General features: G+C 70.3%; 16 protein-coding genes. 10 read left to right on the top strand and 6 right to left on the bottom strand.

Annotated elements, in window-relative coordinates; translation table 11 throughout:
- Positions 1-168 precede the first annotated feature (168 nt).
- Genes H1W00_RS03030 through pknB form a run of 6 tightly spaced genes read left to right on the top strand, consistent with a single transcriptional unit; the run spans position 169 to position 7,279 of the window.
- Positions 169-879, top strand: a complete 711-nt coding sequence (locus H1W00_RS03030) for an FhaA domain-containing protein (RefSeq protein ID WP_181753487.1) — start codon at positions 169-171, stop codon at positions 877-879.
- Positions 876-1,358, top strand: coding sequence for an FHA domain-containing protein FhaB/FipA (locus tag H1W00_RS03035; protein ID WP_181753489.1), 483 nt, complete (start codon positions 876-878; stop codon positions 1,356-1,358). The genes H1W00_RS03030 and H1W00_RS03035 overlap by 4 nt, the downstream gene beginning before the upstream one ends.
- A complete protein-coding gene (locus H1W00_RS03040; RefSeq protein WP_181753491.1) occupies positions 1,359-2,672 on the top strand; it encodes a PP2C family protein-serine/threonine phosphatase in 1,314 nt (437 codons plus the stop codon). It abuts the gene before it with no gap.
- Positions 2,669-4,054, top strand: a complete 1,386-nt coding sequence (locus tag H1W00_RS03045) for an FtsW/RodA/SpoVE family cell cycle protein (RefSeq protein WP_181753493.1) — start codon at positions 2,669-2,671, stop codon at positions 4,052-4,054. Before H1W00_RS03040 ends, H1W00_RS03045 begins: the two co-directional genes overlap by 4 nt.
- On the top strand, positions 4,051-5,517 hold the full coding sequence (locus tag H1W00_RS03050) for a peptidoglycan D,D-transpeptidase FtsI family protein (protein WP_181753495.1): 1,467 nt from the start codon (positions 4,051-4,053) through the stop codon (positions 5,515-5,517). The genes H1W00_RS03045 and H1W00_RS03050 overlap by 4 nt, the downstream gene beginning before the upstream one ends.
- Before the next feature lie 31 nt (positions 5,518-5,548).
- Positions 5,549-7,279, top strand: coding sequence for a Stk1 family PASTA domain-containing Ser/Thr kinase (gene pknB / locus H1W00_RS03055; protein ID WP_181753497.1), 1,731 nt, complete (start codon positions 5,549-5,551; stop codon positions 7,277-7,279).
- A 1-nt stretch (position 7,280) separates the two neighbouring features.
- Here pknB and H1W00_RS16970 read toward each other — a convergent pair whose 3' ends face one another.
- On the bottom strand, positions 7,281-8,024 hold the full coding sequence (locus H1W00_RS16970) for a DUF881 domain-containing protein (RefSeq protein WP_181753499.1): 744 nt from the start codon (positions 8,022-8,024) through the stop codon (positions 7,281-7,283).
- Between the two features lie 65 nt (positions 8,025-8,089).
- On the opposite strand from H1W00_RS16970, the gene H1W00_RS16755 reads away from it, so the two are divergent.
- Positions 8,090-8,338: a cell division protein CrgA gene (locus H1W00_RS16755; protein WP_206679956.1), complete on the top strand. Its 249-nt coding sequence runs from the start codon at positions 8,090-8,092 to the stop codon at positions 8,336-8,338.
- A 60-nt stretch (positions 8,339-8,398) separates the two neighbouring features.
- Here H1W00_RS16755 and H1W00_RS03070 read toward each other — a convergent pair whose 3' ends face one another.
- Together H1W00_RS03070 and H1W00_RS03075 are read right to left on the bottom strand one after the other, a co-directional pair.
- A complete protein-coding gene (locus H1W00_RS03070) occupies positions 8,399-9,262 on the bottom strand; it encodes a rhomboid family intramembrane serine protease (RefSeq protein WP_206679957.1) in 864 nt (287 codons plus the stop codon).
- On the bottom strand, positions 9,259-9,789 hold the full coding sequence (locus H1W00_RS03075) for a peptidylprolyl isomerase (protein ID WP_286930752.1): 531 nt from the start codon (positions 9,787-9,789) through the stop codon (positions 9,259-9,261). Before H1W00_RS03075 ends, H1W00_RS03070 begins: the two co-directional genes overlap by 4 nt.
- A 173-nt stretch (positions 9,790-9,962) precedes the next feature.
- Between H1W00_RS03075 and H1W00_RS03080 the strand changes: the two genes are divergently transcribed.
- The 3 genes from H1W00_RS03080 to H1W00_RS03090 are packed head-to-tail and all read left to right on the top strand — an operon-like array spanning position 9,963 to position 11,461.
- Entirely contained in the window at positions 9,963-10,736 is a 774-nt protein-coding gene (locus H1W00_RS03080) for an enoyl-CoA hydratase-related protein (RefSeq protein ID WP_181753505.1), read from the top strand.
- 60 nt (positions 10,737-10,796) lie between these two features.
- Positions 10,797-11,258 (top strand): hypothetical protein, encoded by a 462-nt coding sequence (locus H1W00_RS03085; protein ID WP_181753507.1) that lies wholly within the window; start codon positions 10,797-10,799, stop codon positions 11,256-11,258.
- Positions 11,258-11,461, top strand: a complete 204-nt coding sequence (locus tag H1W00_RS03090) for a helix-turn-helix domain-containing protein (RefSeq protein ID WP_181753508.1) — start codon at positions 11,258-11,260, stop codon at positions 11,459-11,461. The genes H1W00_RS03085 and H1W00_RS03090 overlap by 1 nt, the downstream gene beginning before the upstream one ends.
- A 4-nt stretch (positions 11,462-11,465) precedes the next feature.
- Here H1W00_RS03090 and H1W00_RS03095 read toward each other — a convergent pair whose 3' ends face one another.
- From H1W00_RS03095 to glyA, 3 genes are read right to left on the bottom strand one after another with little or no spacing between them, the layout of a single operon-like run.
- A complete protein-coding gene (locus H1W00_RS03095) occupies positions 11,466-11,801 on the bottom strand; it encodes a DUF3817 domain-containing protein (RefSeq protein WP_181753510.1) in 336 nt (111 codons plus the stop codon).
- A gap of 9 nt (positions 11,802-11,810) precedes the next feature.
- Positions 11,811-12,545, bottom strand: coding sequence for an SURF1 family cytochrome oxidase biogenesis protein (locus H1W00_RS03100; protein ID WP_181753512.1), 735 nt, complete (start codon positions 12,543-12,545; stop codon positions 11,811-11,813).
- Complete coding sequence (gene glyA / locus H1W00_RS03105) at positions 12,542-13,819, bottom strand: serine hydroxymethyltransferase (RefSeq protein ID WP_181753514.1); 1,278 nt, start codon at positions 13,817-13,819, stop codon at positions 12,542-12,544. Before glyA ends, H1W00_RS03100 begins: the two co-directional genes overlap by 4 nt.
- Between the last annotated feature and the right edge of the window lie 35 nt (positions 13,820-13,854).

The following is a 13,854-nucleotide window of genomic DNA, read 5'->3' on the forward strand; positions in this document are numbered from 1 at the left end:
AGAGTCTAACAGGACCGGCGGAGGACGCGAACTCCCCGGGTCACCCTCCTTCCAGCGTCGGGGTGTGCGGCGGGTCGCAGGCACGGACACCCCCGATCTGGTGCGGTGTCGATACGATCGACAGGACCAACCGTCGTCGACGTCGCATGCCCAAGGAGGTGAGCACCCGTGGCCGGAGTCCTGCAGCGCTTCGAGAAGCGCCTCGAGGGTGCCGTCACCGGGGCCTTCGCGCGCGCCTTCCGCAGCGCGGTCCAGCCGGTCGAGATCGCCGCCGCCCTGCAGCGCGAGGTCGACCAGAGCGCCACGATCCTCAGCCGCGAGCGCACGCTCGTGCCGAACGACTTCACGGTGGAGCTCTCGCCGGCCGACCACGAGCGCCTCGCGCCCTACGGGGCGACGCTCGCCACCGAGCTGGCCACCCTGCTCAAGGAGCACCTCGCCGAGCAGCACTACACGGCCGCCGGCCCGCTGCACATCGAGTTCGCGCTCGACGAGAACCTGCACACCGGTCGCTTCACGATCGTCAGCGCCTCCAACGCGTCGGTCACCCCCGTGCGCGGCGAGCCGATCACCGACACCGCGGTGCGCCGCGCCCGCGTCGTCCTCGACATCGGCGGCCTGCGGCACCCGGTGAACCCGCCCGGCATCACGATCGGCCGCGGCTCCTCGGTGGACCTGAAGATCGATGACCCGGGCATCAGCCGCAACCACGCCGAGATCTCGTTCCTGGGCAACGGCGTCGAGGTGCGCGACCTGGGCTCCACCAACGGCGTGATCGTCGACGGCCGCCGCGTCGACGCCGCCTTCCTGCGCAACGGCTCCACCATCCGCCTCGGCAACACGACCATCTCGGTCCAGATCAGCGAGGAGATCGCGTGAGCGAACTGACCCTCACGCTGATCAAGCTCGGCTTCCTGGCCGTGCTGTGGCTGTTCGTGCTGTCCGCGGTCTCGGTGATCCGCACCGACATCTTCGGCACGAAGGTGCAGACGCCGAAGCCCGCCAAGGGCCAGAAGCAGCCCAAGCCCCAGAAGAAGGTCCCGCGCAACAGCCGCAAGATGCGTGGCGCCCCCAACAAGCTCCAGATCGTCGACGGCCCCAACGCCGGCCAGAGCGTCCCGCTGGGCACCGAGCCGATCCTGCTCGGCCGTGGCACCGACGCCGCCATCCGCCTCGACGACGACTACGTCTCCACCCGTCACGCCCGCTTCGCCACCAACGGCGAGCAGTGGTTCGTCGAGGACCTCGGCTCCACGAACGGCACCTACATCGGCAGTCAGCGCGTCACCTCGCCGGTGCCCGTCGCGATCGGCACGTCGGTGCGGCTGGGCAAGACGATCGTGGAGTTGCGCAAGTAGATGGCGCCGCTGACCTACCGCTACGTAGCGCTGACCGACGTCGGTCTGCGCCGTTCGAACAACCAGGACTCCGGTTACGCCAGCCCCCGCCTGCTGGTCATCGCCGACGGCATGGGCGGCGCCGCGGCCGGCGACCTGGCCTCCTCGGCCGCCCTCGCGGAGATCCGCGACCTCGACCGTGAGCTGGACGACGACACCGACGGCGACGCCCTGGACGCGATGCGCACCGCCGTCGCCAACGCGAACCACCGCCTCGCCCAGCTGATCGCCGACGACCCGGCCGTGGAGGGCATGGGCACCACCCTCGAGGCGATGCTGTGGGACGGCGAGAAGCTGGCCGTCGCCCACATCGGCGACTCGCGGGCCTACCGGCTGCGGCACGGCCGCCTCAGCCAGCTCAGCATCGACCACACGTTCGTGCAGAGCCTCGTCGAGGAAGGCCGGATCACGCCCGAGGAGGCGCGGGTCCACCCCCACCGGTCGCTGCTGCTGAAGGCGATCCTGGGTCGCGACGACTTCGAGCCCGACTTCACGTGGCTGCAGCCGGCGGCGGGCGACCGCTACCTGCTGTGCAGCGACGGCCTCACGGACATGGTCGACGACGAGACGATCGAGCGGACGATGAAGCTCGAGACGATCGACGCTGCCGCGACCGAGCTGGTCCGGCTCGCCCTCGAGGCGGGCGGCTACGACAACGTCACCGTCGTGGTGGCCGAGTTCGTGCCCGGCGACGAGCCGATCGACGAGGACCTGGTCTGCGCCGACGGGAAGCCCCAGCTCGTGGGCGCCGCCACCAGCCAGCCTCGCCGTCGCACCGGATCGGTCTCGGCGTCCTCGGCCCCGGCCGTGCATGTCGCCGGCGCACCCGGCGCGGTCGAGCCCGACCCAGAGGAGCTGCGCTACGCGCCCCTCCCCGTGCCGCGGCGCCGCTGGGTGCGGTGGCTGCTGGGGAGCCTCGTGGTCCTCGGGTTGCTCGGTGGTGCGGCCGCCTACGCCTACGACTGGTCGCAGCGCCAGTACTTCGTGGCGCCCTCCGACGGCATGGTCGCGATCTACCGCGGCGTCGACGTCGACGTGCCCGGCCTGACCCTCAAGACGGTCGACGAGGTCACGCGGATCGAGATCGACACGCTGCCGCCGTACCAGCGCGACCGCGTCGCCGCCGGCATCGCCGCCGCCGACCACGACGAGGCCAAGCGCATCGTCACCAACCTCAGCATCCAGGTGACCGAGCCGACGCCCACCCCGACACCGACGCCGACCCCCACGCCGCGCCGCACCCCCGCCACGTCCGCACCGACGGAGGCACCATGAGTGCCGGCGGCGTCACTCCCGCCTGGATCCCGCGCAAGCGCCGCACCGCCGAGCTGGGGCTGCTGCTGCTGGCGATCGCGATCGGCATCGGGTCGTACGCCGCCGTCGGGCTCGGCTTCGACGGCACGGTTCCCGCGGGCATCTACACGGTCGGAGCCGTCTACGCCGTCGTGGCGCTGGGCGCGCACCTGGCCGTCCGGAGGTTCGCCGGGTACGCCGACCCCGTGCTGCTGCCGCTCGTCGTGGCCCTCAACGGCATCGGCCTGGTGATGATCTACCGGATCGACCTCGGCCTGGAGGCCAACGGCTCCGGGTTCGGGCCGTTCGCGCAGGGACAGCTGCGCTGGACGATCCTGGGCATCCTGATGTTCGTCGCCGTGCTGGTGCTGATCCGCGACCACCGCCGCCTGCAGCAGTACACCTATACGTTCGGCCTCGCGGCGATCGCGCTGCTCGTGCTCCCGATCCTGCCGATCATCGGCAACGCCAAGCGCGGCGCACAGATCTGGATCCAGCTCGGCCCCTTCAGCTTCCAGCCCGCGGAGGCCGCCAAGATCGCCCTGGCGATCTTCTTCGCCGGCTACCTCGTCGCCAAGCGCGACGCCCTGGCCCTGGCTGGCCGGCGGGTCCTTGGCATCGACCTGCCCCGCGGCCGCGACCTCGGCCCCATCCTGCTGGGCTGGCTCGTCAGCGTCGGGATCCTGGTCTTCCAGCGCGACCTCGGCTCCTCGCTGCTGTTCTTCGGCCTCTTCGTCGTCATGCTCTACGTGGCCACCGAGCGCCCGGGCTGGCTCGTCGTCGGCGGTGCGCTGTTCGCCGTGGGCGCCTGGTTCGGCTACGCCGCCTTCGGCCACGTGCGCGACCGCTTCGACGCATGGCTCGACCCGTGGGCCGATCCGGACAAGAACTACCAGATCATCACGGCGCTCTACGGTCTCGCACACGGCGGTCTGCTCGGTCGCGGCTGGGGGCAGGGCAGCCCCGAGCTGACCCCCTTCGGCTTCTCCGACTTCATCCTGTCGTCCATCGGCGAGGAGCTCGGCCTGGCCGGGCTGATGGCCGTGATCATGGTCTACGCCCTCGTCGTCGAGCGCGGCCTGCGGATCGCGCTGACGTGCCGTGACGCCTTCGGCAAGCTGCTCGCCGTGGGCCTGTCGGTGTCCTTCGCCCTGCAGGTCTTCGTCGTCGCCGGTGGCGTCATGCGCCTCATCCCGCTGACCGGCCTGACCGCGCCGTTCCTGGCCGCGGGCGGCTCCTCGATCATCATGAACTGGATCATCGTCGCGCTGCTGCTGCGCATCAGCGACCAGACCCGGCGCCCCGCGCCGGAGGTCGCCACGATCAGCGGCGACGACGAGACACAGGTGGTGAAGCTGTCATGAACAAGCCCGTCCGTGCCATGGCCGTCGCGTGCCTGCTGATGTTCCTCGCGCTGCTGCTGAACGCCAACTACGTGCAGTTCGTCCAGGCCGACGACCTGAACGAGAAGGAAGGCAACCGCCGCGTCATCGACGAGCAGTTCAGCCGCGAGCGCGGCGCGATCATCGTCGACGGCGAGCCGATCGCCCAGTCCGTGCCCGTCAAGGACAAGTGGCAGTTCCAGCGCAAGTACACCGAGCCCGAGCTGTACGCCCCGGTGACCGGCTACTTCTCCTACATCTACGGCCGCGACGGCATCGAGCAGTCGTACAACGACATCCTCTCCGGCAGCGACGACCGGCTCTTCGTGAACCGCGTCATCGACGTCATCTCCAACGACCAGCCCCAGGGCGGCAGCGTGGAGCTCACGCTCGACCCTGCCGCGCAGAAGGCAGCGTTCGAGGGCCTGGCCGACCTCGGCGAGAAGACCCGCGGCGCCGTGGTGGCGCTGGATCCGCAGTCCGGGGACATCCTGGCCATGGTCAGCCAGCCGACCTACAACCCGAACCAGCTCGCCAGTCACGACCTCGACGCCGTCACGTCCGCCATGCGCAAGCTCGAGGGCGACGAGAACGACCCGCTGATCAACCGCGGCGCCCAGACCACGCTGCCGCCGGGATCGACGTTCAAGGCCGTCACGGCCGCCGCCGGCATCGAGGACCTGGGGCTCAAGGCCGACGACGACGTCCGCGGCGGCGCCACGTTGAGCTTCCCCGGCATCGACTACCAGCTGACCAACCAGGGCGGCAGCAACTGCGGCGGGAACCCCATCAGCTTCGAGCGGGCCCTCGAGGTCTCCTGCAACGTCTCGTTCGGCTGGATGGCCGGCAAGGTCGGGCAGGACGTCCTGTCCGAGCAGGCCACGAAGTTCGGCTTCGGCGAGCGCCCCCTCGACGACCTCGCGTCGGCGGCCAGCCGGTTCACGGCCGACCCCGACGCCGAGCTCGAGGCGCCGCAGCTGGCGCAGTCGGGCATCGGCCAGTACGAGGTCGCCGCCACCCCGCTGCAGATGGCGATGGTCGCCGGCACGATCGCGAACGACGGCGTGCTGATGAAGCCGCGGGTCGTACGCACCGTCCGCGCGCCCAACCTCTCGATCCTCGAGCAGCCCGAGCCCCAGGAGCTGGGACGCGCCATGTCGGCCGGCGACGCCCGCGAGCTCAACGACATGATGGTGGCCGTCGTCGACGAAGGCACCGGAACCCCGGCCAAGATCCCCGGCGTGGATGTCGGTGGCAAGACCGGCACGGCCGAGTCGGCGCCCGACCGCCCGCCCTACGCCTGGTTCATCAGCTACGCACCCGCCACGGACCCCCAGGTCGCGGTCGCCGTGCTGGTCGAGTCCGCACAGAACACCAACGACATCGGCGGTGGCCGCCTCGGCGGCCCCATCGCCCGCTCCGTGATGGAAGCGGTGCTCCGATGAACCTCATCCACCCTTTGGGAGACTGGACACCATGACCGAGAGTGACGCGAACATGAGCCCCCTCGGCGACCGCTACCAGGTCGGCGAGCTGGTCGGGCGCGGAGGCATGGCCGACGTCCGGGCCGGCCACGACATGCGGCTCGGTCGCCCCGTCGCCATCAAGCTGCTCCGCGCCGACCTCGCAGCCGACGAGACGTTCCAGGAGCGCTTCCGGCGCGAGGCGCAGTCGGCGGCCTCGCTGAACCACCCGTCGATCGTCGCCGTGTACGACACCGGCGAGGCCACCGATCCCACCGGCGCCACCGTGCCGTACATCGTCATGGAGCTCGTCGAGGGACGCACGCTGCGCGATGTCCTGCGCGACGGCCGCAAGATCCTGCCCGAGCGTGCCCTCTCGATCACCGCCGACATCCTCGCCGCGCTGGACTACAGCCACCGCGCCGGCATCATCCACCGCGACATCAAGCCGGCCAACGTCATGCTCACGCCCGAGGGCAAGGTCAAGGTGATGGACTTCGGCATCGCCCGGGCCATCGCCGACACCTCCAGCGCCATGACCCAGACCGCGGCCGTGATCGGCACGGCGCAGTACCTCTCGCCCGAGCAGGCGCGCGGCGAGACGGTCGACGCCCGCAGCGACATCTACTCCACCGGCTGCGTGCTCTACGAGCTGCTCACCGGCCGTCCGCCCTTCGTCGGCGACAGCCCGGTCTCGGTGGCCTACCAGCACGTGCGCGAGGAGGCCCGGCCCCCGTCGCAGCTGAACCCCGACGTCTCGGTCGAGGTCGACAACGTCGTCGCCAAGGCCCTGGCCAAGCGCGTCGACGACCGGTATTCCAGCGCGGGCGACATGCGCAAGGACATCGAGCGGGTCCTCGCCGGTGGCACCGTCGACGCGCCCACGCAGGCCGTCACGGCCGTCGGTGCGGCCACCCAGGTCGCGCCCGCGGTCGCCGCCCCCCTGCTGGTGGACGAGGAGGAGGAGAGGAAGAAGGGGTCCGGGAAGTGGTGGGCCCTCGCGCTGGTGCTGCTGGCCATCGCTGCCGCGATCGGCCTGGCCCTCATGCTCAACGACCGAGATCCTGAGGTGAACACGCCGACCACCGACGTGCCGCGGGTCGAGGGACTCGACGTCCCCACCGCCACGAACCGGCTGGAGTCGCAGAATCTCGTCGTCGGTGAGGTCACCGAGCAGACGAGCGCTGACATCCCCGAGGACCAGGTCATCGCCACCAGTCCCGAGGCCGGGACCACGGTCGACGAGGGCACCGCGATCGATCTCATCGTCAGCTCGGGTCCCGAGCTGGTCGACATCCCGAACCTCACCAGCTACTCGTACGACGAGGCCAAGGACCTGCTCGAGGGCGACCGCTACGGGCTGAAGGTCAAGCGCCAGAACACCGACAGCAGCGAGCCGAAGGGTCGCGTGCTCAACAGCAACCCGCCTCCGGGCACCGAGGTGGAGCGCGGCAGCACCGTCACCCTCATCGTGTCGCGCGGCGAGGTCGACGTCCCGAACGTCGTGGGCCAGTCGGTCGAGGACGCCACGAAGACGCTCGAGGACGCCGGCCTGAAGGTCTCGGCCCAGAACGATCCCGCCGGCACCGCGCCCGACGGCACCGTCACCGAGCAGAGCCGCGAGCCCGGCTCGATGGTGGCTCCGGGCACCACGATCACTCTCACCGTGTCGCGGCCGCCGGCTCCCACCACGGAGCCCACACCGGACCCGAACGCGCCGCCGACGGTCGTGCCGACGCCCTAGCTCACTCCACGACGGTGGCGTGGCGCATCGCCACGCTGCCGCCGTGAGCGGGAGCCTTCACCACGTCGACGTCGCTCTGCTCGAGACCGAGCCCGTACCGGTTCGCGTACTGCGTGTACGTCATGACCTCGGGCGAGGAGGTCATCGCGCCGCGCAGCCGGCTGCGATCGCCGATCGCCTCGATCACGTAGGGCGGCGAGTAGGGCACGCCGTCCAGCACGACCGTGTTGCCGACGCACTTGATCCCTGTCGTGGTGATCAGGCGCTGACCCTGCAGCGTGATGGCCTCGGCGCCGCCGGCCCACAGGGCGTTCACGAACGCCTGGATGTCCTGCTGGTGGACCACCAGGAGGTTCGGGTCGAGGCCCGGGATGTCCACCGAGCGGGGAGCGTCCTCGAGGGCGATCCGCACACCCGGCCCCTCGACCGGGGTGAGCCCCGCGGGATCGGAGAGTCGGGAGACCCGGCGCGCCTCGCGGCGCAGGTCGGCGTCGTCGACCCCCCGCGTGAGGGCGTCGACCTCGCGCTGGAGCTCGACCGCCTCGCGTCGGCGGTTCTCGACCTCCTGCGCACGGTCGCGCAGCACCGAGCTGAGATCGCCTCCGGCGGGGCGCAGGTCGGAGCCGTTGGAGGTGACCGCGGCGGCCACGACGACCACACCGCAGGCGCACGCGACCGTCAGGGCGAGCAGGCTCCACCTGCTGACGGCCCTGATCTTCCCCTGGTCGCGTGGGGTTCCCGGCACGACGACTACGCTAGCGGAGTACGACACACTGCGGCCGTGCCAAGCCGCCAGACCGGGAGATGCTCGTGTTCAACAGGTTCAAGCGCAAGTCCGTGAACGACAACGGTCCCAAGCCCGTGCGCATCGGCAACCGGTGGGCGGCTCCGTTGATGGTCGCGTGCGCGGTCATCGGCCTGGCGTGGATCGTCGTCTTCTACACGATCAGCAACACCGACGTGACGATCCCGGTCTACAGCGACCTCGGCGGGTGGAACCTCGCCATCGGCATGGGCTTCATCCTGGCGGCCTTCGGCTTCGCCATGAAGTGGGAGTGAATCACACCCCTGTCATGCCCCACAGGTTGTGCACACCCCTGTGGACAACAGGGTTCTCGGTCAGCCGAGCCACGGTGCGATCGCGCCCATGATCTCGTCCGTCCGCCACGCGATCGCGGCCACGAACACCGCCCACAGCGCCACGAACGTGACGACCTGGATCAGGGTCCTGCGCTCGCGGGGCGCGTAGGCGAACATCAGCCCGAGCAGCACGCCGGTGATGAAACCACCGAGGTGACCCTGCCAGCTGATGCCCTCCTGCAGGCTGATGAAGCCGTTGATCGCCAGCAGGATGAGCATGCCGGTGATGTTCTGACGGGTGCGGATGAGGAACACCAGCGCGAGCCCGAACAAGCCGAAGACGGCGCCTGACGCCCCGATCGTCGGGGTGAGCGGGTCCTCCAGCAGGTAGACCAGCACCGACGACCCGATCGCGAGGGTCAGGTAGGTGATGACGAAGCGCACCCGCCCGAGCGTCTGCTCGACGAAGGGTCCGAACAGGTACAGCGCGTACATGTTGAACGCCAGGTGCAGCCAGCCGCCGTGCAGGAACGCCGCGGTGAGCAGCCGCCAGTACTGGCCGTCCGCCACCTCGATGCCGCTGAGCCAGCCCCACCGGAAGAACTCGCTGTTGCTGGGGTTGCGCACGCCGCCGGTCGCCACGACCACCACCTGTGCCGCGACGTTGATCGCGATGATGGCCATCGTGATCGCGGCCGCGTTGGTGGAGATCGCGCCGCCGGCGAGGGTGCGCGGCTGGCGGACGGCCGCCTGGCCGCTCTTCACGCACTCGGGGCACTGGAAGCCGACGCTGGCCTCGCGCATGTCCTCAGGACAGATGTAGCGCGAGCAGCGCTGGCACTGGATGAACGCAGGCCGACCCGGGTGGCGGTAGCAGGTCTGGCCGGCGCCCTGGTCGGTCACTTCTCGATGGTCACGGATTCGATCACGACGGGCTCGGCCGGACGGTCGAACCGATCGGTCTCGACGGCGGCGATCGCGTCGATGACGGCGCGGCTGTCGGCGTCCTTGACCTCACCGAAGATCGAGTGCTTGCGGTTCAGCCACTCGGTCTTGGCGACGGTGATGAAGAACTGGGAGCCGTTCGTGCCGGCGCCGTTGGCCTTGGTGCCCGCGTTGGCCATGGCCAGCAGGTAGGGGCGGTCGAACTGGAGCTCGGGGTGGAACTCGTCGTCGAACTCGTAGCCGGGGCCGCCGCGTCCGTCACCAAGCGGGTCGCCGCCCTGGAGCATGAAGTTGGGGATGATCCGGTGGAACGTGAGGCCGTCGTAGAAGGGCTTCGTCGACACCGAACCGGTGGCGGGGTCGACCCATTCCTTCGTGCCCTCGGCCAAGCCGACGAAGTTCGCCACGGTCTTGGGGGCCTGGTGGTCGAACAGCTCGATCTTGATGTCTCCACGATTCGTGTGGAGCGTTGCGATGGTGGGCACTTCACGTCCTTTCAGGGGTTGCTTCCATCCTTGCACGAGCGGTCGAGCGCCGGCCGCTAGCGTGGGGGCATGTCGAGACTGGTGTTGCTCCTGATTGCTGCCGCGGCCGTCGTCGCGGTCTTCCGCAAGGCCACCGCGGACCGCGGTGGCTCCTACGATCCGAGGGACGATCGGTGACCGTCGACCTCCACACCGAGGGCGGCGTGACGACGCTCACGTTCTCCGCCGGCCCGGTCAACCTGTACTCGCTCGAGCTGCACGACGAGTTCGACGCGGCGCTCGACCGCATCGAGGCCGACCCGCCGCGCGTGCTGGTGGTGCGCGCCGAAGGGAAGATCGTCTCCGGTGGCGTCGACGTGTCGCAGTTCCACGCAAGGAAGTCCAAGGTCGAGACCCGCGAGCTCTACGACCGGATGCTCGAGCTGCCCGAGCGCTTCGCGGCCCTGGACTTCCCGACGGTCTTCGTGGCCCACGGGCTGACCCTCACGTGGGCGTTCGAGGTGGCGCTGGCGTGCGACGTGCTGCTGGCGTCGGAGCGGGCAAAGTTCGGGCTCGTGGAGCGCGTCATCGGCCTGACGCCCACGATGGGCGGCACCCAGCGCCTCGCCGGGCGCGCAGGCGTCGCGCGGGCCAAGGAGTTCGTCTTCACCGGGACGCCGTACGACGCGGCCACCCTCGAGCGGTGGAACGTCGTCAACCGCGTCCTCGCCCCTGAGGACCTCGACGCCGGCGTCGCCGCCTTCGTCGCCGACCTCGCCGCCGGCCCCACCCGCGCGTTCGGCGCCGCCAAGCAGATCCTGCGCGAGTTCGAGACCGGTGGCGTCCCGGGCTCCATCGCCCGCACCACCGAGATCGCCGCCGATCTCTTCGACACCGAGGACCTCCAGCACGGCATGGCGTCCTTCCTCGCCGACGGGCCCGGGAAGGCCACGTTCGTCGGGCGCTGACTACCACCACGAGTCAAGGTCACTTGACTGTCAAGTGACCTTGACCCTACGGTGGTTGGCATGACACTGGACACGCAGCAGCGGAACTACTGGGGACGGGCCCGCCTGGGCGGGGGGACGGGCGTGCTCCTCGCGTCGTGCGTGGCGATCGCGCTGGCCGTGTCGGGTGCGGTGGCCGCCCTGGCCATGATCGGGCTCGAGGGGTCGCGGCGGGACGTGGCGCTGGTGTTCGCGTTCCTGGCGCTGCCGTCGGTGTTCGCGCTCGCCTGGGTCGCGCTGGTCGATCCGGCGTCGTTGCGCGACGCGGTGGACCGCCCCGAGGAGACGATCGAGCTCCAGTGGGTGCGGCGGGCCCAGAGTGGGGCGTTCACGGACCTGCTGCTGCTCCTGGGCGTCGCGCTGGTCGTCGGCGTCTTCGTCGACCTCGACGTGTCGGTGCGCGGCGCGCTCACCGTCGTCCTCGCCTTCGCGATGGCCGACGCGGCGCTGCGGCTGCTGTGGCTCAAGCGCCGGGAGGGCTGATGGAGAACCACGTCGTGCGCGTGCGGGAGGAGCGCGGCTGGTCGCAGCGGCGCCTCGCCGACGAGCTCGGGGTGTCGCGCCAGACGGTCATCTCGATCGAGAAGGGGCGCTACGACCCGTCGCTGCCGCTCGCGTTCAGGCTGGCGGCGGTGTTCGGGTGCCGGATCGAGGACCTGTTCGTCCCCGACCCCGAGGAGGGCTAGCGCCTCAAACGGTGGCGGGCTGGCGGCCGGCGTGCACGCGACGGGTGGTGCGGCGCTCGGACCAGAAGGACACCAGCGGGATGCAGGCCAGCACGATGACGCTGAGCATGTAGCCCCAGGACCACTTCTCGCGCAGCGTGAGACGGGCGACGAGCACGATCAGCACCATGAACAGGAAGCCGTGCAGCTGGTCGATGACCAGGAAGGCGTCCTGGTTGCGGTTCCACCACGAGCCCGCGTCGGTGGCGTACTTGCCGATGAAGCCGGCCATCACGATCAGCAGGTTGAGGCCCACGATGGTCGCCATGACCTGGTAAGCGCGCAGGAGTCGGTCGTTCACCGCCCCAGATTACCGCTCGCGGCCAAGCACCATCTCGCGGGCCATGCGCCACCACATGAACAGCGCGAAGGCGGCGAAGACCCACCATTGCAGGCCGTATCCGAGGTTGCGACCGCCCGCGGTCCAGGACACGTCGGACTCCGGCACGTCGGCGACCTCGAGCCCGCCGGCCACCGCCGGATCGGTGGAGATCGCGAAGCCCGACCACAGGTCGGCGTACCCGAGCTCGTTCAGCAGCGTGGGGATCCGCACCGAGCCGATCGTGCGCGCGGTCGCGTCCCAGCCGGCGGCGGACTCCTCGCCGGGCTGCAGCACGGCCTCGAAGGAGACCTCGCTGGCCGGCACCTCGGGGAACGCGGCCGCGGGGCGGGGCGCCCACCCGCGCACCACCATCAGCTGCGCGTCGTCGACCGTGACCGGCGCGAGCAGCCACACGCCGTCCTGACCGTCGTGCTCACGACCCGTGACCCACAGCTGCTCCTCCGCAGGACGGAAGGTGCCGGTGACGGTGACCGGGCGCTGGTCCTGGTCGGTGGTGAAGATGTCGGTCGGGCTCCACACCGACTCGAGAGCGACCGCGCCGGTGCTGCCCTGCTCGGCACGCTCGTCCTCCTGACGCTGGTCGTACGCGCCGAGCTGCCACGTGCCCATGAACAGGCAGAAGCCGATCGCCGCGATCGCGAACAGGTGCAGGCCGAGGACGGCCGGGCGGAACCACGCACCCACCCCCGGCCGGTCGTTCACGAGGTGAACGGCTTGATGCCGGGGTACAGCGGGAAGCGCTCGGCCAGCACGGCGGTGCGCTTGCGCAGGCCGTCGATGTCGACCTCGCCGGGCTGCAGGGCCGCGGCGATGATGTCGGCGACCTCGGTGAACTCCTCGGCGCCGAAGCCACGCGTGGCCAAGGCCGGCGTGCCGATGCGCAGACCGGAGGTGACCATCGGCGGCCGCGGGTCGTTCGGGACCGCATTGCGGTTCACCGTGATGCCGACCTCGTGGAGCCGGTCCTCTGCCTGCTGGCCGTCGAGCTCGGAGTTGCGCAGGTCGACGAGCACCAGGTGCACGTCGGTGCCGCCGCTGAGGACCTGGACGCCAGCATCCACCGCGTCGGCGGCGAGCAGGCGGTCGGCGAGGATGCGCGCACCTTCGATCGTGCGCTGCTGACGCTCGGCGAAGTCGGGCTGCAGGGCCATCTTGAAGGCCACGGCCTTCGCGGCGATGACGTGCTCGAGGGGTCCACCCTGCTGGCCCGGGAACACGGCCGAGCGCATCTTCTTGGCGATCGTCTCGTCGTTCGTGAGGATCGCGCCGCCGCGCGGGCCGCCGAGGGTCTTGTGCGTCGTGGTGGTGACGATGTGCGCGTGCGGCAGCGGGCTCGGGTGCAGACCCGCAGCCACGAGGCCGGCGAAGTGGGCCATGTCGACCCACAGGATCGCGTCGACCTCGTCGGCGATCGCGCGGAACGCGGCGAAGTCGAGCTGGCGCGGGTAGGCCGACCAGCCGGCGATGATCACGCGGGGACGGTGCTCGATCGCGAGGGCGCGCACCTCGTCCATGTCGACAAGACCGGTCTCGGGGACGACGTGGTAGGCGATCGGGTTGTACAGACGGCCCGAGAAGTTGAGCTTCATCCCGTGCGTGAGGTGACCGCCGTTGGCCAGGTCGAGGCCCAGGATCGTGTCGCCTGCGGTGGCGATCGCGTGCAGCGCGGCCGCGTTCGCCGAGGCGCCCGAGTGGGGCTGCACGTTGGCGTACTCGGCGTCGAAGAGCTCCTTGAGCCGGTCGATGGCCAGCTGCTCGACCTGGTCGACGAACTCGCAGCCGCCGTAGTAGCGCTTGCCCGGGTAGCCCTCGGCGTACTTGTTCGTGAGCACGCTGCCCTGCGCCTCGAGGGCGGCGACGGGAGCGAAGTTCTCCGAAGCGATCATCTCGAGCGTCGTCTGCTGGCGGACCAGCTCGGCGTCGAGGAGCGCGGCGATGTCGGGATCGAAATCGGCGAGATGCTGGTCGTGGCTCATGGTCCGAGGATATCGCCCGCTCCGCACGCCCAGAT

Origin of the sequence: Aeromicrobium phoceense (assembly GCF_013868155.1) — a bacterium.
Taxonomy (GTDB): Bacteria; Actinomycetota; Actinomycetes; order Propionibacteriales; family Nocardioidaceae; genus Aeromicrobium; species Aeromicrobium phoceense.